This is a genomic window from Kitasatospora sp. NPDC002543 (assembly GCF_053594915.1).
Genome location: NZ_JBSFWR010000135.1, coordinates 1 through 19,394 on the forward strand (window position 1 = coordinate 1; position 19,394 = coordinate 19,394).

Genomic DNA, 19,394 nt, shown 5'->3' on the forward strand with positions numbered 1-19,394 from the left:
ATGGTACTGCAGGGGGGACCCTGTGGGAGAGTAGGACGCCGCCGAACAATTCTTCTGAAGAACCCCCATCCGGGTCCCGGATGGGGGTTCTTCGCATTTCCGGGCCGGACCGGGCCGGCCGGTGTGGATGCGCCGGGTCGGGTGATTGAGTGCGATCTTCGAGGGCCGATAGCGTCAGGAGCCCTCGACCCGGCCCGCAAGGGAGCGCGCCATGGCGATCGTCCGCACCCGTGCACCGGCGCAGTGGACCCGGGTCCGGCTCCTGGAGCGCTGGGACGTCATGGGCCGAAGCGCGGCATCGGGGTTCCTCGGCGCGAGCTCGGGCCACCCGGGCTTCGGCACGACGGACAGTCCGGCCTGGTGTGGCCCGGACTCAGTGTCCGAGAGGCGGGTCGGCACGCGGCTCGTGCTCCAGCCAGGTCCCGTCGCGCATGACGACCCGTCCGGACAGTTCCCGCTCGCCCCGCCAGGCACGTACCGTCTTCGGCACCACGCGCACGTACAGGTACGGGCCCTCCTCCGTACGCGGGTCCCAGCCGAACTTGTCGGCGAACGCCTCGGCCGCCTCCGCGGGCACGTCCCGGGCCGGGAACCCCTCCGCCTCACCCTGGAGGAGCACCACGTCGAAGGTGTCCGGCAGGGCCAGTCGTACGCGTGGCTCCTCGCGAACGTTGCGCGCGGTCGCCGACGTGCCGCCGGTGCACATCCACACGGCCCGCCCGTCCCACAGGAACCACAGGGGTACCTGGTGCGGCCCGTGGTCGGGGTGGGAGGTCGACAGCCAGATGTCCCGCCCGGTGACGAGCCGGTCCAGGGTGTCGCGCACACGTTCCGCCGTCCGGCGCTGAATTCCTGCCGTGGTCATGAGCGGCGATCGTAGCCACCGGGCTCCGGGCGCGCATGGGGCCCGCGACCTACGTCCGGAGGCCGACGGGACCGGCTCCGGTTCTCCGGGGCCGCCCAGACGCTGGTGGTCACCGGCAGTCCCACGGCCTTCTGCCTGTCGGTCTCCCAGCTCCACGAGTTCACCCGCGAGGCGCCCGGGTGGCGCTTCGGGTGGCGGCCCGACGCGCACTACTGCGTCGAACTCGACCACGAGGACTGGGCCTCCGGGCAGCCGGATATTTCGTGGGGGAACAACCGGGCCGGCCGACGGCCTCCCGGCTCGGCGCCGGTCCCACGCCTCGCGCTCGGTGGATGACCGGAGCGGGCCGAGGACCTCGTCCGTCCGGTCGAGATCGTCAGGAGTCACCGGGCGGGCCATGCGGGAGGGCGGGCGTTCCGCTCGGTGATCATCGCCGGACGTCCGGGGCCAGGGCCTGTCTCGCAGATCTCTGCCCGCTGCTGTTCCCCGTCCCGGTCCATGCGGAGGACGGGGACGGCTGACGGGCGGTGGCCTCCGGGCCCGTCGGTGGTGCCGCCGTCGGGTCCCAGAGCCCGGCGGCCTCGCCGCGCGCCAGGTGGTCGGCGTAGACGGCGGTCTTCCAGGCGATCAGCGAGCGGCACTCCTCCAGCTCCCGGATCCGCTCGTCCACGCGCCGCTGGTGGGCGTCGAGCAGCCGTAGCCGCTCGGCCTCGTTGCCCGGGCCCTGCCGCACCAGTTCGGCGAAGCGGCGGAGGTCGGCGAGCGGCATCCCGGACTCGCGCAGCCGGACGCAGATCTCCAGCCACTGCACGTCGAGCGCGGCGTACCGTCGGCGCCCGCCCGCCGTGCGCCGTACCGGTCCGACCAGCAGCCCCTCCCGCTCGTAGAAGCGCAGGGCGTGCACGCTGAGCCCGGTGCGTTCGGCCACCTCGCCGATGCTGAGTTCCGTCATGGCGTCAGAGCATAGGAGCCGGCCGCGCGAGGCTTGATCTAGACCGCACTCCACTTCCTACCGTCGTCGCCATGACCTCCACCAGCAAGGCCACCGCCGACCGGGCCACCACCGACCGCCAGCAGCCCACCGGTTCGCCCTTCTCCGCCGCCAGTACCGCCGGGGACGTCCTGGCGGGCCTCTACCTCTCCGGCCGCACCGCCGTCGTGACCGGCGGCTACTCCGGACTCGGCCTGGAGACCACCCGGGCGCTGACCGCCGCCGGAGCCCGGGTGGTCGTGCCGGCCCGCCGCCCGGACGCCGCCCGCGCGGCGCTCGCGGGGACCGGGAGCCGGATCGTCCCGATGGACCTCGCCGATCCGGCGAGCGTCCGGGCCGCCGCCGGGCTGATCCGGGAGGCCGTCGACCGCCTCGACCTGCTGATGGCCGTCGCCGGCGTCATGGCCACCCCCGAGCGGCGCGTCGGGCCCGGCTGGGAGGGGCAGTTCGCCGCCAACCACCTCGGGCACTTCCTCCTGGCCTGCGAGCTGTACCCGTTGCTGGCCGCCGCCCCCGACGGCGCGCGCGTCGTCGTCAACAGCTCCGCCGGGCACGCCCTGACCGACATCCGCCGGCACGACCCGCACTTCCGCACCGGCTACGACAAGTGGCTGGCGTACGGCCAGTCGAAGACGGCCAACGCGCTGTTCGCCGTGCACCTGGACGTGCTCGGACGGGGAGACGGGGTCCGGGCGTTCGCACTCCACCCCGGCAGGATCATCACCGGGCTCCAACGGGAGATGACCCGGCAGGAGCAGATCGACCGGGGCTGGGTGGACGCCCGGGGCCGAGTGGTCGGCGAGGGCTTCAAGTCCCCCTCCCAGGGCGCCGCCACCGGTCTGTGGGCAGCCACCTCGGCGCTGCTCGACGGCCGCGGCGGGCTCTACCTGGAGGACTGCGAGGTGGCCCGGGTCTGCGGCCCGGACACCCCGATGGACGACGGCGGCGTCCGTCCGTACGCCGTCGACCCGGACGGGGCCGCCCGCCTCTGGGAGTTCTCGCTGGCCGCGACCGGCGCCACTCCGGTCGTCCGCTGAGCGGGGCCGCTACAGGCACGTCCAGCAGTACAGCCGCTCGTCGGCGGCCCGGGCACGCCGGGCGAGGGCGATCAGCTCCTCGGCCAGCGGCAGCAGGTCGGACGGATCGGCGCCGTCCCACTCCTCGGCCTCGGCCCACCGTGCGACGACCTCCGGGACTCGCTCGTCGGGCACCCCGGCGAGCGCGTCCCGGGTGGCGTCGCCCAGTTCGGTGACCTAGGGGCCGGTGGCCCACGGGTCGTCCTCGTCCTCGGGCCCGGACGGGCCGGGCTCCGGGGTGGTGGGCCAGACCGCCGTCTCCGCCACCAGGCCGACCCGCCACGGCTCGTCGAGGACGGCCGCCACCAGCTGGCCGAGCAGGACGGTGGGGTCGACGCCCTTGGACTCCACCCCGTCGAAGGGGCCCTCGCCGGAGCCTTCGACGGCGCCTTCGAGGGCCTCGCCGGTGGAGCCGTCCGTGCGGAGCGGCGGCAGTCCGCCGTTGCCGGGCTCCAGCGCCCGGACGACCGTCGCCGCGTCGGCCGCGCGGAAGTAGTCGGTCAGCACACCCATCGTGGTCTCCCCTTCGTTCTCCGGAGGCGCCAGTGAAGCAGGCGGTACCGACAGGAGCGGGAAGCCGGCCCGGCCGGCTTCCCGCTCCCCGCCGACGCGCCCCGGGGGCCGTCAGCAGGAGATGTTGCCGCCGCCCACGTCGGTGCCCAGGGTGCCGACGAACTGCTTGAAGAGGTTGATGCGGCTGTTGCGCTGGTCCGGGTTCTTGCCGTCGCACTCCAGCGCGCCGTTGATGCTGCGGATGGTCTCGCCGAAGCCCTTGTTGTTGACGATGGCGTCGTGCGGGGTCATCCGTCCGGCGCCGTTCTGGGTGTTCCAGAACCAGAGCGCGGTCTTCCAGGAGGTGGCCGGGTTCTTCTCGACCTGGTACGGGTCGTGCAGCAGGTCGATGTGCAGGGCGTCGCCGGCCGCCTTGTAGTTGAAGTTCCAGCTCAGCTGGAGCGGCCCGCGCCCGTAGTACGCGGCCTGCCCGGCCGGACAGCCGTAGGGCTGCGAAGTGTCGCAGTAGTGCGGGTAGTTGGCGGTGTTCTGCTCGACGACGTACTTCAGGCCGCCGGTCTCGTGGCTGACGTTGGCCAGGAAGGCCGCCGCCTCGCGCTTGCGGGTGGCGTCGTTGCCGCTGGTGGCGAACTTCGGGAAGGCGCCGAGGGCGTCGGTCAGGCCCTTGTAGCTGTAGAAGGAGTTCCGGCCCGGGAACATCTTGTTGAACTGGGCCTCGCTGACGACGAAGGAGCCGGCGGCGGAGGCCGGGGCGGTCTGACCGGCGACGGCGAGGGTGCTCAGGACGGCGGCGGAGGCCGCCAGGGACAGGGTGCGCGAGAGCTTCATCGATGTCCTCGATTCCGTTGGCGGGATTGGCACTTCGCTCGCGAAGGACCTCGGCCATCGTGGTGGCTGGACGGTGCGCGCTGAACCCCTGGAGGTCTAAACCACCCATATGGGTTGTATCCGATCCAAGAGCTGGACGGTCGCCGTCGGCGGGGTGATCATGGAGCTGTCGGTCCCACCGGATAGCCTCGTGCGGAGCGGGCACGGAGCGGGCAGGGCCACCGGGGGAGCAGGGGCGGATGAGCGGTCACACCGACGACGAGGGCGGCGAGCGCCTGGCGGCCGAGGGCGAGGTCGCCGTCGCCCGGCTGGCGATCGACTCCGGGGACTTGGCGCACGCCGCCGACCACCTCTGCGACGCGGTCCTCGCCGATCCGCAACTGCCCGAACTGTACGAGGCACTGGCCGAGTTGTGCGCGGCGGCGGGCGGCCCGGCGGCCGCCCGCGAGCTGTTCCCGCTGGACGGCCAGGTGTACCTCGGCACGGCGGTCTGCCGGGCCCACGTGGAAGCCGCCGCCGGGGACTGGGACGCCGCGGTGGCCCTGCTCGCCTCCGCCATCCAGTACGAGCCGGCCCGCCCCTGGGCGCACGCCGCCTGGCTCGCCCGCGAGGACCTGCCCGGCCTGGTCGACCCGGACGCCGTCGCCCAGGCGGTGGCCCGCGCGACCGGCGCGCTGCCCGACCCCCTCCCGGCCGAACCGGCGGACGCCGTACGGCCGTTCCACGACTTCGTGCAGTCCGTGGTGGCCCGCCACGGCGACCACGTGCTGCTGCTGGCGATGGCCTCCGGCCTGACCCGCCGGCTCGGCGACACCGACCTCGCCGTCGAACTCGCCGAACGGGCCCACCGGTTGGCCCCCGGCTACCTGCCCGCCGTGATGCTCGGCAACGCCCTGCGCTCGGCCGGCCGCCCCGAGCGGGCGCTCGCCGTCTGGGAGGCCGAGCTGGCACGGGTCGCGCCGGACCGCGACGACTCCAGCAGCTACCTCGCCGTCGACGTCGCCGAGCTCTACGGCACCCTCGGCCGCCCCGCCGAAGGCCTGCCCTGGCTGGACCGGGTGCTCGCCGCCGAGCCCGACCACCCCAAGGCCGGCCCGGCCCGGTACGGGCTGCGCCACGCCCTCGACGGCGATCCGGCCCACCTGCTCGGCCTGGCCGACCACCACCGCGCCAACCCCGAGCACGAGTACGCCCAGGAGCTGCTGGAGCGGCTGAGCCACCGGGAGCCCTGGCTCGGCCTGGTCTCCGGCGCCACCGAGGCCACCGTCAACGTGCTGCACCAGGTGCTCGCCACCCCCGACGCCGGCCGCGACACCGAGATCGAGTGCACGGCCTCCACCCTGGAGCCGCCCAGCTCGGTGCTGGCCGTCCGGCTCGCGCTGCCGCGCGCCACCGTCGACTACCAGGCCGTCGGCGAGCCCGACCCCCGGCTGCCGCTGACCGGGTCCACCACCCGGATCTGGACCTGGGACGGCACCGACGCGCGGCCCGCCGTCCCCCCGCCCGCACCGCAGAGCGCCGAACTCGTCCGGTCCACCGCCGAGATCTTCTGGCCGACCGTCCCCGCCGCCTACGACCACGCCGTCCGGCTGGCCGGACTGCCGCTGGACGACCTGCTCGGCGTCCTGGTCCACCCTCCGGTGCCGCGCGAGGACGAACTGGGCCGCGCCCTGCTCGCCCACCAGCCCGAACTGTGGGTGCGGGCCGTCCAGGTCTTCGCCTGCCTCGGCATCGCCCACCACCGCGCCGACCAGCCCTGGGAGGACTCCGAGCGCCGGCGCGTGCTGCGCGACCTGCTGCTCGGGCCGGAGGACTGGGTGGTCGAGGCGGCCGGCTTCGCGCTGGTCGCGATCGGCTGGACCCAGCCGCAGACCCGGGACGACGTCGCCGACCTGCTCCGGCAGCGGCTGCACCACGGCGCCCGGGCCCGCCGCACCCGGGTGGTGACGATCCTGCGCTCGCTCTCCGCGCTGGTGCTCGCCGCGCCCTGGACCTCCGGCGAGGACCGCGAGCTCGCCCGGCACCTGATGGCCCGGGAGGACGCCGCCGACGCGGGGGCGGAGAGCGAACCGGAGGCGGCGGAGCGGCCGGAGGGCACGCGGACCGCGGAGACCTCGGCGGCCTCGGAGCCGGAGCCGGCGCCCCGTCCCGGCCGGCTGCGCCGGTTCTTCGGCCGGGGCTGAGGGCGCCTCCCACCCCGGGCCGGGGCCGGGGCGGCGCGTCCGCGCCTGGCCTCACCCCACTCCGGGCAGCGGCTCCTGGTCGACGTCGAACCGCGCGACCCGCTCCGCCGGGTCCCGGCACTCCGGCCCCAGCCGCAGCATCCGCGACTCCGGATCGTGCAGCGGCCGGTGGCAGCGGCGGCACGTCACCCGCGTGCGGAGGGTCTGCGCGGTGTCCGTGCCCGGGAGCGGTTCGGGGCCGGCCGGGTGGGGCGAATCGATCGGGCTGGTCATGGTGAGACGGTAGCCGCCGGCTCCGTCGAGCCCCTCGCCGGTGCGTGAAACGATGGCCCCATGGCCAGCGACCGCAGCAGCGCAGGAGACCCGGCACGCACCCTCGCCCTGCTCTGGGGGCTCACCGCCGAGGAGAAGCCCGGTCGGCGGGGGCCCCGGCAGGCCCGTTCGACCGGCGAGATCGCCTCCACCGCGATCGCCCTCGCCGACGCCGAGGGCGTGGACGCCGTGACCATGCGTCGGGTCGCGCAGGAGCTGGGGCTCTCCCCGATGGCGCTCTACACCTACGTGCCGGGCAAGGCCGAGCTGCTCGACCTGATGCTGGACACCGTCTACGCCACGATGCCGCGCAGCGCCCCGGCCGGCGAGGGCTGGCGCGCCCGGGTCACCGCGGTCGCGGACGACAACCGGGCGCTGCACCGCGCCCACCCCTGGGTCGCCGCCGTCTCCACCAGCCGCCCCCCGCTCGGGCCCGGCCTGATGGCCAAGTACGAGTACGAGTTGCGCGCCTTCGAGGGCACCGGGCTGTCCGACGTCGACCTGGACGCCGCGCTGACCCACCTGCTCGGCTTCGTCCAGACCTGTGCCCGGATGGCGGCCGACGAGCGCGCCGCCCGGCAGGACAGCGCGATGACCGACGAGCAGTGGTGGGCCGCCAACGCGGGGCTGCTCGCCCGGGTCTTCGACTCCGAGCGCTACCCGGTCGCCGCCCGGGTCGGCGCGGCGGCCGGTGAGGCGCACGGCGGCGCGTACGGCCCGGACCACGCCTACGCCTTCGGCCTGGCCCGGGTCCTGGACGGGCTCGACGCCCTCGTCGCCGAGCGCTGACCGGGAGCCCGCACCGCGAAGCGGGCGCCCGGCACCGTTCGTCGCCGAGCGCTGACCGGGAGCCCGCACCGCGAAGCGGGCGCCCGGCACCGTTCGTCGCCGAGCGCTGACCGGACGCCCCCTCGCCGCCCGGTGGTGACCGGGAGCCCTCAGCGCGCGGCGGCCGCGGCCCGCCCGTCGTACTCCTCGCGCGCCGTCTCGACCTCCGGCACCCGGCGCTCCGACCAGTGGGCCAGCGCCGCGACCAGCTCCGCCGCCTCGCGCCCCAGCGGGGTGAGGCTGTAGTCGACCCGGGGCGGGATCACCGGGTGCGCCTCGCGCAGCACGAAGCCGTCCCGCTCCAGCGTCTGGAGGGTCTGGGCGAGCATCTTCTCGCTGACCCCGGAGACCTTGCGGCGCAGTTCGCTGAACCGGTAGCCGCGCTCGTTGAGCGCGCCCAGCACCAGGACGCCCCAGCGGCTGGTGACGTGCTCCAGCACACCCCGGGACGGACACATCCGGTCGAAGACGTCGGCGGGGGGCAGCCCGCCGGCCTTCAGCTCACCTACCTCGCTTACCTTCATGTCAGTACCCTACTTTGAAGTGCGTACTTTCGAAAGGTTAGTGCAGTCCTTAGGGTGAGTTTCGAGGTCGGAAACCCCGAAGCGATCCCTGAGGAGCACACCATGTACGTCGTCACCGGTGCCACCGGCCAGCTCGGCCGTCTCGTCGTCGAGAGCCTGCTGGCCAAGGTCCCCGCGAGCGAGGTGGCCGTCGCCGTCCGCTCCGCCGAGAAGGCCGCCGATCTGGCCGCGCGCGGCGTGGCCGTCCGGGTGGTCGACTACGACGAGCCGCAGACCCTGGCCGCCGCCTTCGCCGAGGGCGACCGGGTGCTGCTGATCTCGGGCAGCGAGGTCGGCCGCCGGATCCCGCAGCACCGGGCCGTGGTGGAGGCCGCCAAGGCCGCCGGGGTCGCGCTGCTCGCCTACACCAGCGCGCCCGGCGCGGCCACCTTCCGGCTGGCCGACGAGCACAAGGCGACCGAGGAGCTGATCCTGGCCTCCGGGCTGCCCCACGTGTTCCTGCGCAACGGCTGGTACACCGAGAACTACCTGGGCGACGCGGCCGGCACGGTGGCGCGCGGTGTGGTGCTCGGCAGCGCGGGGGAGGGCCGGATCGCCACCGCCCCGCGCCGGGACTACGCGGACGCGGCCGTCGCCGTCCTGGTCGGCGAGGGCCACCGGGGCGAGGTGTACGAGCTGAGCGGGGACACCGCCTGGAGCCTGCCGGAGCTGGCCGCCGAGCTGGCGAAGGCCTCCGGGAAGCCGGTCGAGCACCGCGACGTCACCCCGGCCGAGCACCTGGACGCGCTGGTCGGCGCGGGCCTGCCGCAGGGCTTCGCCGAGGTGCTGGTGGACGTGGACGCGGGCATCGCGCGCGGCGAGCTGGCCGGCACCCCGGGCGACCTGGCCCGGCTGATCGGCCGCCCGACCGTCCCGCTGGCCGAGTCCGTCCGCGCGGCCCTGGGCGCCTGAGACGCCGAGGCGGCGAGGCGGCGAGGCCCCGGGAGCCGCGGCTCCCGGGGCCCGGAGCCCGGGGGCCGTCCGGCACCAGGCAATGTCATGACCAAAATTGGAAAACGGATATGACAGTCGCCCCTTCCGCCCGCTACCGTCGCCTCGACACAGGCGCGCGGAAGGACGGTCGGCCATGGCCGGAACAGAGCAGCAGGACAACGGCCGGGGCCTCTGGTACGGCGTCGCCGCCTACGGCATCTGGGGCCTCTTCCCCCTGTTCTGGCCGCTGCTGGAACCGGGTGCCGCCGACGACATCCTGGCCAACCGGATGGTCTGGTCCCTGCTCGCGGTCGTCCTGCTGCTGATAGCCCAGCGGCACTGGGGCTGGATACGCCCGCTGCTGCGCCAGCCCCGCCGGCTCGCCATGCTGGCCGGCGCGGCCACCGTGGTCTCGGTCAACTGGGGCGTCTACATCTGGGCCGTCAACGCCGGGCACGTCGTCGAGAGCAGCCTCGGCTACTTCATCAACCCCCTGGTCACCATCGCCTTCGGCGTCCTGGTGCTCAAGGAGCGGCTGCGCAGGGCGCAGTGGACGGCGGTGGGCATCGGCGCCGCCGCCGTCGTGGTGCTGACCGCCGCGTACGGGCGGCTGCCCTGGATCGCGCTGATCCTGGCGTTCTCCTTCGCCACCTACGGCCTGCTGAAGAAGCAGGTCGGGCTGAGCGGGCTGGAGAGCCTGGCGGCCGAGAGCGCCTTCATGTTCCCGTTCGCCCTCGGCTACATGGTCTACCTGGAGGTCAGCGGTCGCGGCACCTTCGGGCACACGGTGGCCGGCTCGTACGGCTGGGGGCACTCCGGGCTGCTGATGCTCAGCGGGGTGATCACCGCGGTGCCGCTGCTGTTCTTCGGCGCGGCCGCCGTCCGGGTGCCGCTGACGGTGCTCGGACTGCTGCAGTACCTGGCGCCGGTGTTCCAGTTCCTGATCGGCGTCGCGGTCTTCCACGAGGCCATGCCGACCGCCCGCTGGGCCGGCTTCGGCCTGGTCTGGGCCGCGCTCGCGCTGCTCACCTGGGACGCGCTGCGCCAGGTGCGGGCCGACCGCGCGGTGCGGGCCGCGGCGGTGGCGCCGAAGCCCGTACCGGCGGCGGCCGCCCCGGCGTCCGTCACGCGCTGATGTCCCGGCTGGTGAAGCGCGACCACGCCGCCGAGCCGAACACGGCGACGTAGGCGGCCTGGAGGCCGAGGTCCTTCAGCACGCCGTCCCAGTACATCGGCGCCCGCAGCAGGTCCGCGAAGCTCAGCCAGTAGTGGGAGAACAGGAACGGGCTGACGGCGTGCAGCTGCGGGAAGGCGTCCAGGATCTGGACGGTGATCACCAGCCCGACGGTGGCGGCCATCGCCGCGATGCCGCTGCCGGTGAGGGTGGAGACGAACAGCCCGATCGCCACCAGCCCGGCCAGCGAGGCCGCGACCACCAGGGCCACCAGCAGGGCGCGCAGCAGCGCGTCGCCGAGGCCGATGGTGTCCCCGGAGAGCAGCGTGACCGGGCCCAGCGGGAAGAGCACGGCGCCCGCCGCCAGGGCCGTCACCGCGACCGCCGCCGTGGCGGCCGCGCAGAACACCAGCCCGGCGGTGAACTTGGCGGCCAGCAGCCTGGTCCGCCCCGCCGGGGCGACCAGCAGGTAGCGCAGCGTCCCGGCGGCGGACTCGCCCGCCACCGCGTCCCCGGCGACCACGCCCACCGTCATCGGCAGGAAGACCGGCAGGGCGACCGCGAGGGCGGTGAAGACCAGGAACAGCCCGTTCTGCGTGGTCTGGGCGATGAAGCCCGGACCGCCGCCGCCCTCGTGCGGGCTGTCCGTGTTGAGCTTGACCACCACCCCGATCAGGACCGGCAGCACCGCCAGGATGCCCAGCAGCACCTTGGTGCGCATCCGGCGGAAGGTCAGGCGCAGCTCGCTGCGGAACAGGGCCAGGAACCCGGCCGCCGTCCGCGGCCGCCGGCCCGTCACCGGCGCGAGCGCCTCAGCCTGCGACATCGAAGCCCTCCCCGGTCAGCGCCACGAAGGCGTCCTCCAACGTGCCGCGCTCCAGTCCGAAGCCCCGCACCCGCACCCCGGCCCCGACCAGCGCCGCGCACAGCCTGGGCAGCGCCTCGTCGTCCAGGACGCCCGGCTCGCCGTCCACCCGGTCCTCGCCGGGCACCAGGGCCGTGACCCCGTGGGCCGCCAGCACCTCCGCGGCCAGGGCCACGTCCGGGGTGCGGACCACCAGCCGGCCCTGCGCCCGGGCGGCCAGCTCGGCGACGGTGCCCTGCACCACCAGCCGGCCCCGGGACATCACCGCGGCATGGGTGCAGACCTGCTCGATCTCGTCCAGCAGGTGCGAGGAGAGGAACACCGTGGTGCCCTCCGCCGCGACCTCCCGCACCAGCGTGCGGATCTCCCGCATGCCCTGCGGGTCCAGCCCGTTGGTCGGTTCGTCCAGCACCAGCAGCTCGCGCGGCTGGAGCAGCGCGGAGGCCAGGCCGAGACGCTGCTTCATGCCCAGCGAGTACGCGCGGGCCTTCTTGCCCGCGGCCGCGCTCAGGCCGACCCGCTCCAGCGCCGTCTCCACCCGCTCCCGGCGGGTGCGCGGGTCGGCGGTCGGGTCGGCGGCGTCGAAGCGCGCCAGGTTGTCGCGCCCGGAGAGGAAGCCGTACAGGGCCGGGCCCTCGATCAGCGCGCCCACCCGGGGCAGCACGGTGGCGACGGAGCGCGGCATCGGCTCGCCGAGGACGGCGGCCGCGCCCGAGGTGGGGGCGATCAGGCCCATCAGCATCCGGATGGTGGTGGTCTTGCCGGAGCCGTTGGGGCCCAGGAAGCCGAAGACGGAGCCGCGCGGCACGGCCAGGTCCAGGCCGTCCACGGCGAGTTGGCCGCCGCGGAAGCGCTTGGTCAGGCCGCGGGTCCGGATCACGTCGTCGGTGCCGGGGCCGGACGGGCCGGCGGCCGTCCGTGAACCCGCGGAGGAGTCCAGGGAGGAACCGGGAGAGGAGACGGGAGCGGCGGATGGGACGGGCACGGGGGCCGGGCGCGACGCGGCGCCCGGACCCCCGGCCGACTCCGTAACGTCCCCCGTTACGGGAGCCTCGGGCATCCGTCAGTTCACCCCGGCGGCGTGCTGCAGGACCGGCAGGGTCACCGCGCCGGCCAGGACCCGGCCGTCGTCGGTGAGCAGGACGTTGAGCACCTTGGTGCTCACCAGGGTGCCGCCGGCGACCGGCTTGCCGAGCGACTTCACCATCGACTGCGGGTTCAGCGACTGCGCCGGCCCGCGGCCGCCGTGCTTGCCGCCCTTGGCGTCGTCCTTCGGCGCCCCGTCCACGGTGCCGGGGAGCTTGGTGGAGACGACCGTCGTCCAGCCCTCGCCGATCACGTCGAGGCCCTCGGCCGCCCCGGCGCCCAGGTGCTCCCGGGCGGCGTCCGGGGCGCCCTTCGCGGCGTCCTGCGCCTTCTGCTCCGTCACCTTGGCGCCCTTGGGGACGGTGAAGTCGAAGGTCTTGTCGGCGGGCCTGGCGAAGGACACCTGGGTGAAGCGGACGTTCAGCACGGTGCTGCCGTCGACGGACTTCACCGCCACGGCCAGCGGCACTCCGTTGTCGGCGTCCACCGCGATCCGGACCTCGGCGAGGGTCGAACCGGACTGGGTGGGCTTCACGCTCAGCTCGTAGGCGTTCTGCCCGGCCACCTTGGCCGTCCCGGCGACGGTCACCGAGGTGGTGCCGGCGCTCTCGGACAGGAACTGCCTGGCGGCCTCCTGCGGGGTGGTCGGCAGCTCGGCCAGCGGCGTCTCGGCGTGCTTCTCGCCGGTGGCCCGCCCGGTCATGTGCACCGCGGAGTTGGACGAGCTGTCCCAGGCCCAGGCCTGGTCGCCGTTGCGGACCAGCGAGTAGCCGGCCATCTTCTCCTGCACGTCCACCCGCTGGCGGTCCGGGCCGTCCACCGCGATCCGCAGCGTCCGGTCCCCGCCGAGCAGGCCGAGCAGCTTGGACTGCGGGTCCGCGGAGGAGCCCCCGCCGTGCCCGCCGGCCGCCCCGGCGAGGCCGCCGGCCGCGCCGAGCAGCTGGCCGGGCACACCGAGGTCGGTGGAGATCGTGACCGTCCCGGACAGTGCCTGGGTCTCGGAGCCGAGCACCTTGGCGACCAGCTGTTCCGCGGTCAGCGCGGGCAGGTCGGGCGCGCTGTCGGCGGCCAGCGCCGGGACCAGTCCCACCCCCGCGGCGATCACCGCGGCCACGGCCGCCGGCACCGCGGCGCGCATCAGGACGCGCCGTCGGGAGCGGTACGGCGCACCGCCGTCCAGATCGTCCCCCGCCGCCTTCTCGTTCGTCATGGCGTCCTCAACTCCTCCGCGAACACGTGTGATTGGCCTTGCCCCTCCATTAGATGACGCCGCGCCGGCGGCGTCATCGCCCTGTGGGGCCAGACCGGACTGGCCTTCTTGGGTACGCCGACCCTGAGACGGCCTCAGGGTTGGATCCACCCGCGGTACCACCGCTGGCGTAGGGTCGCGCCATGGACGGAACCGCGACGGACGCCAGCACCCCGCCGACCGCGAACGCGATGCGCCGAGCCCTGCGCCGCGCCCGCGACGGCGTCGCCCTCGACACGACCGAGGCCGAAGTGCTGCTCCAGGCCAGGGGCGAGGACCTGCTGGACCTCTGTGCGAGCGCCGCCCGGGTCCGGGACGCGGGCCTCGAGGCGGCCGGACGCCCCGGCGTCATCACCTACTCCAAAAGCGTCTTCATCCCGCTCACCCGGCTCTGCCGCGACAAGTGCCACTACTGCACCTTCGCCACCGTCCCCGGCAGGCTGCGCCGGGAGGGCCAGGGGATGTTCATGTCCCCGGACGAGGTGCTGGAGGTGGCCCGCCGCGGCGCCGAACTCGGCTGCAAGGAAGCCCTGATCACGCTCGGCGACAAGCCCGAGGACCGCTGGCCCGAGGCCCGCGAGTGGCTGGACGCGCACGGCTACGACGACACCGTCGCCTACGTGCGCGCCATGTCGATCCGCATCCTGGAGGAGACCGGGCTGCTGCCGCACCTCAACCCCGGGGTGCTGAGCTGGACGGACTTCCAGCGGCTCAAGCCGGTCTCCGCCTCGATGGGCATGATGCTGGAGACCACCGCCACCCGGCTGTGGAGCGAGCCCGGCGGCCCGCACTTCGGCTCCCCGGACAAGGAGCCGGCCGTCCGGCTGCGGGTGCTGGAGGACGCCGGGCGCAGCTCCGTCCCGTTCACCAGCGGCCTGCTGATCGGCATCGGCGAGACGTACCGGGAGCGCGCCGAGTCGCTGTTCGCGCTGCGCAAGGTCTCCCGCGCCTACCACGGGGTCCAGGAGCTGATCCTGCAGAACTTCCGGGCCAAGCCGGACACCGCGATGCGCGGCATGCCGGACGCCGAACTGGACGAGCTGGTGGCCACGGTGGCCGTCGCCCGGCACCTGATGGGCCCCACCGCCTGCCTCCAGGCCCCGCCGAACCTGGTGGACGGCGAGTACGAGCGGCTGATCGCGGCCGGCATCGACGACTGGGGCGGGGTCTCCCCGCTCACCCCGGACCACGTCAACCCCGAGCGCCCCTGGCCCCAGATCGAGCGACTGGCCGAACGCTCCGCGGCGGCCGGCTTCGAGCTGCGCGAGCGCCTCGCCGTCTACCCCGAGTACGTGCGCCGCGGCGAGCCCTGGCTGGACCCGCGGGTGCTGCCGCACGTGCGCGCCCTGGCCGACCCGGCCACCGGCCTGGCGAACCCGGACGCGGAGGTCCGCGGCCTGCCCTGGCAGGAACCCGAGGACCTGCCGGAGTCGTACGGGCGCACCGACCTGCACGCCACCATCGACACCGAGGGCCGCACCGGGGACCGCCGGGCCGACTTCGAGGACGTGTACGGGGACTGGGAGGTGCTGCGCGAGCAGGTGCTCGCGAAGGGCGCGCCCGAGCGCCTCGCCGGGGACCTGCGGGAGGCCCTGGCGGTGGCCGCGGACGACCCGACGCGGCTGACCGACGACCAGGCGCTGGCCCTGTTCCACGCGGACAGCCCGGCCCTGGACGCGCTCTGCCGGATCGCCGACGGGGTGCGCCGGGACGCGGTCGGGGAGGACGTCACCTACTGCGTCACCCGGAACATCAACTTCACCAACGTCTGCTACACCGGCTGCCGCTTCTGCGCCTTCGCCCAGCGCCGCACCGACGCGGACGCCTACACCCTCTCCCTGGAGCAGGTCGCCGACCGGGCCGCGCAGGCCTGGGAGGTGGGCGCCACCGAGGTCTGCATGCAGGGCGGCATCCACCCGGACCTGCCCGGCACCGCCTACTTCGACATCGCCCGCGCGGTGAAGGAGCGGGTGGCCGGCATCCACGTGCACGCCTTCTCGCCGATGGAGGTGGTCAACGGCGCGACCCGCACCGGGCTGTCGATCCGGGACTGGCTGCAGCGGGCCAAGGAGTCGGGCCTGGACAGCATCCCGGGCACCGCCGCCGAGATCCTGGACGACGAGGTCCGCTGGGTGCTCACCAAGGGCAAGCTGCCGGCCGCCACCTGGGTCGAGGTGGTCACCACCGCGCACGAGCTGGGCCTGCGCTCCTCGTCCACGATGATGTACGGGCACGTGGACACCCCGGCGCACTGGCTCGGCCACCTGCGGCTGCTCGCGGAGATCCAGCAACGCACCGGCGGCTTCACCGAGTTCGTGACCCTGCCGTTCATCCACACCAACGCCCCGGTCTACCTGGCCGGCATCGCCAGGCCCGGCCCGACCGCCCGGGACAACCGCGCGGTGATCGCGATGGCCCGGCTGCTGCTGCACCCGCACATCCCCAACATCCAGACCAGCTGGGTCAAGCTGGGCGCCGAGGGCGCCGCCGAGATGCTCCGCTCCGGCGCCAACGACCTCGGCGGCACGCTGATGGAGGAGACCATCTCGCGGATGGCCGGCTCGGCGTACGGGAGCTACAAGTCGGTGCGCGACCTCCAGGCGATCGCCGAGGCCGCGGGCCGCCCGCACCGCCAGCGCACCACCACCTACGGGGAGGTGCCGGCCGAACGGCGGGCCGTGGCGCTGGCCTCGGACGGGCACCTGCCGGAGCTGCTGCCGGTGCTGGACTGACACCCGCGCCGTCCCGGCCGCCCCGCACGGGGCCGCCGGGACGGGGGCACCGAACCCCGGGGGAGGGGCCGGTTCGATCGGCTCTTCGAATACAGTGCCAGGGCGCGTGCCCGGCCGAGCGTCGCGCGGACCCCGCACCCGAGGAAAGGCGCCCCGTCGTGATGCCACTGTGGTCACGGGCCCAGCAGCAGGAGTACCGCAGCCGGGTGCGGGGCTGTCTGCTCGGCGGTGCCATCGGCGACGCGCTCGGTGCCGGCGTCGAGTTCGAGTCGCTGGAGAAGATCCGGGCCCAGCACGGCCCGCAGGGCGTCACCGGCTACCTCCCCGCGTACGGGCGCACCGGAGCCGTCACCGACGACACCCAGCTCAGCCTCTGGACGGTGGACGGTCTGATCCGCGCCCACATCCGGCGCGACACCGGCAGCTGGCACCCGCCCACCGACCTGCACCTGGCCTATCTGCGCTGGGCCGCCACCCAGCGCGACTGGGGCCCGGACGAGCGCCGGCCCGACCTCGGCTGGCTCGGCCGCGAGGAGTGGCTGTACGCCCAGCGCGCCCCCGGCCAGGGCTGCCTGTCCGGCCTCAGCGGCGCCGACGCCGAGCGGCTCGGCACCCTGGAGCACCCCAAGAACCCGCACTCCAAGGCCTGCGGCACGGTGGTGCGGGCGGCGCCCTTCGGGCTGCTCACCACCTGGGAGCCGGGCCTGGTGTTCCAGCTCGCGGTGGAGTGCTCGGTGCTCACCCACGGCCACCCCACCGGCTACCTCGCGGCGGGCGCGCTCGCGGTGATCGTCCAGGCCGTCGCCCGCGGCGGCACCCTGGAGGAGGGCGTCCACCTCGCGCTCGCCCTGCTCTCCGAGCGGCCGGCGCACGAGGAGACCACCGCCGCGCTGCGGGCCGCCCTGGACGCGGTGCGGGCCGGCGAGCCGTCCGCGGACCGGGTCGAGGCGCTGGGGGAGGGCTGGGTGGCCGAGGAGGCGCTGGCGATCGGGGTCTACTGCGCGCTGGTCGCGCACGACGTGCGGTCGGGCCTGCTGCTCGCCGTCAACCACTCCGGGGACAGCGACTCCACCGGTGCGATATGCGGGAACCTGCTCGGGGCGCTGCACGGGGACACCGCGCTGCCGCCGGGCCTGCTGGCCGGGCTGGAGGGGCGCGGGGCGATCCTGGAACTGGCCGACGACTTCGTGCTGGAGTTGGTGCACGGCCCCGAACTGCACGACCGGCGGACCCCGGAGGGCGCCAACTGGACCGCCCGCTACCCGGTGGCGGGCTGAACCGGGGCCCCTGGAGACCGGCCCCCGAAAGGGAGTTGCCCGTAGCGCCGGCCGCCGACGGGCGACGGGCAGCGCTACGGGCAACTGGTCCGAGTGCGGAGCCGGGTGGGCGGGTCAGCCCGGGAGCTCACCGAAGGTGCCGCCGGCCGCCGCCGAGGCGAAGGCGTTCCAGGCCGCGGCCGAGAAGCGCAGTTGGGGCCCCCGTGGGTCCTTGGAGTCCCGGACGGCCACCTCCCCCGCGCCTGGGACGGCGATCTCCACGCAGGCGCCCTGGCCCCCGCTGTGACTGCTCTTGCGCCAACCGGCTCCGTACTCGGACGGGGTGATCATTCGTGGAATTCCTTCTCGATGTCGGCTATCAGCGACCGGCTCTCCGCGACACCGAGCGCGGCCGCTCTCAGGTAGTCGTACAGACCGGTATAGCGGCGCACATCGGCCTCCTTCTCCAGGTAGAGATCGCTCGTCACACCTTCGAAGTAGACAACCGTGGAATCGGCTGACTCGGGGAACTCCAGCAGAGAGAATGTCCCGGTCATGCCGGGATGGGCGCCGTGCGAGAACGGGATCACCTGGATGGTGATGTTCGGGCGCTGGCTGAGTTCCAGCATCTGCCGCAGCTGCCGGGCCATCACCGCCTTGCTGCCGACCTCGCGGCGCAGCACCGCCTCGTCTATGACGGTCCACAGGCTGCCCAGCTGGTTCTCGCCGTGGATGCGCTCCTGGCGCTTCATCCGGACCTGCACCCTGCGCTGCACGGCGACCGCGTCGGTGTCCGGCTGGGTGCCCTCGACGACGGCCTGGGCGTAGTGCTCGGTCTGCAGCAGGCCGGGGACGAAGGAGGACTCGTACGCGCGGATCGAGGAGGCCTCGGCCTCCAACCCGATGTAGACGCTGTACGGGGTCGGCATGTCGTTGAAGTCGTGCCACCAGCCGCGCTGGCGCGACTCCTTGGCCATCTCCATCAGGCTGGCGCGCAACTGGTCGTCGGGCACCTTGTAGACGTCGCAGAGGTCGCGCACGTCGCGCTGGCTGATGCTGCGGCGGCCGTTCTCCAAGCGGCTGATCTTCGACTGGGAGACCATCAGCCGGCCGGCGACCTCCTCGGCCGTCATGCCCAGGCCCTCGCGGAGCTTGCGCAGCTCCGAACCGAGGCGCCGGCGACGCACGGTGGGATTGACGTTGGCGGACACTTCGACCTCCGGCCGGACCTCTGGTGCTCGTTGGAGCGGCAGTCCTCGGAACACTTCGGACATTGGGACCAACCCCCCTGACTTGGAGCAGCATGTCACCTTGGGCCAGGTCGGCGCCGGGGATTCACCGCAGCGCGGTAGAACAGATCATCGGAAATGCACTTCCGCGAGACGGCGAAAGCCCCCAGGTGGTAATGCGGCTCGGACGACTCGGACAGGTGCTGCGGAGGCCGCCCCCGGACCGGCCCGCACCTGCCCCCGGCACGTGCCGGGGGCGGGCGGTTGCCGGGCGTCCGGGGACGGCGAAGGGGCGGTCGCCGGGCGACTCGCGTCGCGGGGCGACCGCCCCTCGGTGCTGCGGGTGGTGCCGGTGGTGCGTCCGGTGCGCCCGGCGCCCGTCGTGCTCCTGGCGCCGGTGGCAGCGGTCGTGCGGCGGGCGCTCGGCGCCCTCCGGTGGTGCGGGCGGAACGCTGCGCGCCGCCCGGTGCGCGGCCGGTGCTGTCGGGCGCCGTGAGGCTGCCCGCCGGGCCGCGCGGACGGTCGTGCCACGGCGGGCGGCCGTGCTCGGTGGACCGCCGCGTTCAGGGGACGGCCGTGTTCAGCGGACCCCGACCCGGGAGGCGGGAACCCGCCCACCCGAACCCCGGCCGGCCGTACGGGCGCCCGGCCGCCCGGGGGGGGCCCCCGAACCCCGGGGCGAACCGGTAGGGGGGGCCCGCCCGCCGGGCA

At 74.4% G+C, this 19,394-nt stretch carries 19 protein-coding genes and 1 pseudogene; 8 read left to right on the top strand and 12 right to left on the bottom strand.

Annotated elements, in window-relative coordinates; genetic code table 11:
• Positions 1 to 373: 373 nt before the first annotated feature.
• Positions 374 to 865: a pyridoxamine 5'-phosphate oxidase family protein gene (locus tag ACWD4P_RS34550; protein WP_449782351.1), complete on the bottom strand. Its 492-nt coding sequence runs from the start codon at positions 863 to 865 to the stop codon at positions 374 to 376.
• A 105-nt stretch (positions 866 to 970) separates the two neighbouring features.
• On the opposite strand from ACWD4P_RS34550, the gene ACWD4P_RS34555 reads away from it, so the two are divergent.
• Entirely contained in the window at positions 971 to 1,201 is a 231-nt protein-coding gene (locus ACWD4P_RS34555; RefSeq protein ID WP_449782352.1) for a hypothetical protein, read from the top strand.
• A gap of 217 nt (positions 1,202 to 1,418) precedes the next feature.
• Here ACWD4P_RS34555 and ACWD4P_RS34560 read toward each other — a convergent pair.
• A pseudogene (locus ACWD4P_RS34560) lies at positions 1,419 to 1,817 on the bottom strand (MerR family transcriptional regulator); the annotation flags it as partial.
• Positions 1,818 to 1,888: 71 nt separating this feature from the next.
• On the opposite strand from ACWD4P_RS34560, the gene ACWD4P_RS34565 reads away from it, so the two are divergent.
• The gene (locus ACWD4P_RS34565; protein ID WP_449782353.1) at positions 1,889 to 2,893 is read left to right on the top strand and encodes an oxidoreductase; all 1,005 of its coding nucleotides are present in this window, start codon (positions 1,889 to 1,891) and stop codon (positions 2,891 to 2,893) included.
• Positions 2,894 to 2,902: 9 nt separating this feature from the next.
• Here ACWD4P_RS34565 and ACWD4P_RS34570 read toward each other — a convergent pair whose 3' ends face one another.
• From ACWD4P_RS34570 to ACWD4P_RS34580, 3 genes are all read right to left on the bottom strand, one after another.
• Entirely contained in the window at positions 2,903 to 3,067 is a 165-nt protein-coding gene (locus ACWD4P_RS34570; protein WP_449782354.1) for a hypothetical protein, read from the bottom strand.
• A gap of 42 nt (positions 3,068 to 3,109) precedes the next feature.
• A complete protein-coding gene (locus ACWD4P_RS34575) occupies positions 3,110 to 3,445 on the bottom strand; it encodes a hypothetical protein (protein WP_449782355.1) in 336 nt (111 codons plus the stop codon).
• Positions 3,446 to 3,556: 111 nt separating this feature from the next.
• Positions 3,557 to 4,273, bottom strand: a complete 717-nt coding sequence (locus tag ACWD4P_RS34580) for a chitinase (RefSeq protein WP_449782356.1) — start codon at positions 4,271 to 4,273, stop codon at positions 3,557 to 3,559.
• 239 nt (positions 4,274 to 4,512) lie between these two features.
• Between ACWD4P_RS34580 and ACWD4P_RS34585 the strand changes: the two genes are divergently transcribed.
• Positions 4,513 to 6,456 (top strand): tetratricopeptide repeat protein, encoded by a 1,944-nt coding sequence (locus ACWD4P_RS34585; RefSeq protein ID WP_449782357.1) that lies wholly within the window; start codon positions 4,513 to 4,515, stop codon positions 6,454 to 6,456.
• 51 nt (positions 6,457 to 6,507) lie between these two features.
• Here the strand turns inward: ACWD4P_RS34585 and ACWD4P_RS34590 are convergent, their stop codons facing one another.
• The gene (locus ACWD4P_RS34590; protein WP_359826946.1) at positions 6,508 to 6,729 is read right to left on the bottom strand and encodes a DUF6011 domain-containing protein; all 222 of its coding nucleotides are present in this window, start codon (positions 6,727 to 6,729) and stop codon (positions 6,508 to 6,510) included.
• A gap of 60 nt (positions 6,730 to 6,789) precedes the next feature.
• Here ACWD4P_RS34590 and ACWD4P_RS34595 point away from each other — a divergent pair, with 60 nt between their 5' ends.
• Positions 6,790 to 7,557 carry a TetR/AcrR family transcriptional regulator gene (locus ACWD4P_RS34595; RefSeq protein WP_449782358.1) on the top strand — a complete coding sequence of 256 codons (768 nt, stop codon included), beginning with the start codon at positions 6,790 to 6,792 and terminating at the stop codon, positions 7,555 to 7,557.
• Positions 7,558 to 7,706: 149 nt separating this feature from the next.
• Here the strand turns inward: ACWD4P_RS34595 and ACWD4P_RS34600 are convergent, their stop codons facing one another.
• A complete protein-coding gene (locus tag ACWD4P_RS34600) occupies positions 7,707 to 8,054 on the bottom strand; it encodes a winged helix-turn-helix transcriptional regulator (RefSeq protein ID WP_359826972.1) in 348 nt (115 codons plus the stop codon).
• Between the two features lie 168 nt (positions 8,055 to 8,222).
• Here ACWD4P_RS34600 and ACWD4P_RS34605 point away from each other — a divergent pair, with 168 nt between their 5' ends.
• Complete coding sequence (locus ACWD4P_RS34605; RefSeq protein ID WP_359826951.1) at positions 8,223 to 9,071, top strand: SDR family oxidoreductase; 849 nt, start codon at positions 8,223 to 8,225, stop codon at positions 9,069 to 9,071.
• Positions 9,072 to 9,246: 175 nt separating this feature from the next.
• Entirely contained in the window at positions 9,247 to 10,227 is a 981-nt protein-coding gene (rarD, locus tag ACWD4P_RS34610) for an EamA family transporter RarD (protein ID WP_359826954.1), read from the top strand.
• On the opposite strand, the gene ACWD4P_RS34615 is transcribed toward rarD, so the two are convergent.
• The 3 genes from ACWD4P_RS34615 to ACWD4P_RS34625 form a co-directional block, all read right to left on the bottom strand.
• Positions 10,217 to 11,092: an ABC transporter permease gene (locus ACWD4P_RS34615; RefSeq protein WP_359826956.1), complete on the bottom strand. Its 876-nt coding sequence runs from the start codon at positions 11,090 to 11,092 to the stop codon at positions 10,217 to 10,219. The genes rarD and ACWD4P_RS34615 overlap by 11 nt on opposite strands.
• The gene (locus ACWD4P_RS34620; RefSeq protein ID WP_449782359.1) at positions 11,079 to 12,116 is read right to left on the bottom strand and encodes an ABC transporter ATP-binding protein; all 1,038 of its coding nucleotides are present in this window, start codon (positions 12,114 to 12,116) and stop codon (positions 11,079 to 11,081) included. Before ACWD4P_RS34620 ends, ACWD4P_RS34615 begins: the two co-directional genes overlap by 14 nt.
• 78 nt (positions 12,117 to 12,194) lie before the next feature.
• Complete coding sequence (locus ACWD4P_RS34625) at positions 12,195 to 13,427, bottom strand: LolA family protein (RefSeq protein WP_449782360.1); 1,233 nt, start codon at positions 13,425 to 13,427, stop codon at positions 12,195 to 12,197.
• A gap of 182 nt (positions 13,428 to 13,609) precedes the next feature.
• Between ACWD4P_RS34625 and ACWD4P_RS34630 the strand changes: the two genes are divergently transcribed.
• Complete coding sequence (locus tag ACWD4P_RS34630; RefSeq protein WP_449782361.1) at positions 13,610 to 16,198, top strand: bifunctional FO biosynthesis protein CofGH; 2,589 nt, start codon at positions 13,610 to 13,612, stop codon at positions 16,196 to 16,198.
• A 161-nt stretch (positions 16,199 to 16,359) separates the two neighbouring features.
• Entirely contained in the window at positions 16,360 to 17,475 is a 1,116-nt protein-coding gene (locus ACWD4P_RS34635) for an ADP-ribosylglycohydrolase family protein (protein WP_359826965.1), read from the top strand.
• A 114-nt stretch (positions 17,476 to 17,589) separates the two neighbouring features.
• Here ACWD4P_RS34635 and ACWD4P_RS34640 read toward each other — a convergent pair whose 3' ends face one another.
• Both ACWD4P_RS34640 and ACWD4P_RS34645 read right to left on the bottom strand, forming a co-directional pair.
• Entirely contained in the window at positions 17,590 to 17,805 is a 216-nt protein-coding gene (locus ACWD4P_RS34640) for a DUF397 domain-containing protein (RefSeq protein ID WP_359826967.1), read from the bottom strand.
• Complete coding sequence (locus tag ACWD4P_RS34645) at positions 17,802 to 18,665, bottom strand: helix-turn-helix domain-containing protein (protein ID WP_359826969.1); 864 nt, start codon at positions 18,663 to 18,665, stop codon at positions 17,802 to 17,804. The genes ACWD4P_RS34640 and ACWD4P_RS34645 overlap by 4 nt, the downstream gene beginning before the upstream one ends.
• Positions 18,666 to 19,394 lie beyond the last annotated feature (729 nt).

Coding starts and splice junctions, on each gene's coding strand:
- ACWD4P_RS34550 (WP_449782351.1), bottom strand. CDS start 865: ATGACCACGGCAGGAATTCAGCGCCGGACGGCGGAACGTGTGCGCGAC.
- ACWD4P_RS34605 (WP_359826951.1), top strand. CDS start 8,223: ATGTACGTCGTCACCGGTGCCACCGGCCAGCTCGGCCGTCTCGTCGTC.
- ACWD4P_RS34640 (WP_359826967.1), bottom strand. CDS start 17,805: ATGATCACCCCGTCCGAGTACGGAGCCGGTTGGCGCAAGAGCAGTCAC.
- ACWD4P_RS34590 (WP_359826946.1), bottom strand. CDS start 6,729: ATGACCAGCCCGATCGATTCGCCCCACCCGGCCGGCCCCGAACCGCTC.
- ACWD4P_RS34595 (WP_449782358.1), top strand. CDS start 6,790: ATGGCCAGCGACCGCAGCAGCGCAGGAGACCCGGCACGCACCCTCGCC.
- ACWD4P_RS34575 (WP_449782355.1), bottom strand. CDS start 3,445: ATGGGTGTGCTGACCGACTACTTCCGCGCGGCCGACGCGGCGACGGTC.
- ACWD4P_RS34635 (WP_359826965.1), top strand. CDS start 16,360: ATGCCACTGTGGTCACGGGCCCAGCAGCAGGAGTACCGCAGCCGGGTG.
- ACWD4P_RS34565 (WP_449782353.1), top strand. CDS start 1,889: ATGACCTCCACCAGCAAGGCCACCGCCGACCGGGCCACCACCGACCGC.
- ACWD4P_RS34600 (WP_359826972.1), bottom strand. CDS start 8,054: ATGTGTCCGTCCCGGGGTGTGCTGGAGCACGTCACCAGCCGCTGGGGC.
- ACWD4P_RS34585 (WP_449782357.1), top strand. CDS start 4,513: ATGAGCGGTCACACCGACGACGAGGGCGGCGAGCGCCTGGCGGCCGAG.
- rarD (WP_359826954.1), top strand. CDS start 9,247: ATGGCCGGAACAGAGCAGCAGGACAACGGCCGGGGCCTCTGGTACGGC.
- ACWD4P_RS34630 (WP_449782361.1), top strand. CDS start 13,610: ATGGACGGAACCGCGACGGACGCCAGCACCCCGCCGACCGCGAACGCG.
- ACWD4P_RS34615 (WP_359826956.1), bottom strand. CDS start 11,092: ATGTCGCAGGCTGAGGCGCTCGCGCCGGTGACGGGCCGGCGGCCGCGG.
- ACWD4P_RS34580 (WP_449782356.1), bottom strand. CDS start 4,273: ATGAAGCTCTCGCGCACCCTGTCCCTGGCGGCCTCCGCCGCCGTCCTG.
- ACWD4P_RS34625 (WP_449782360.1), bottom strand. CDS start 13,427: ATGACGAACGAGAAGGCGGCGGGGGACGATCTGGACGGCGGTGCGCCG.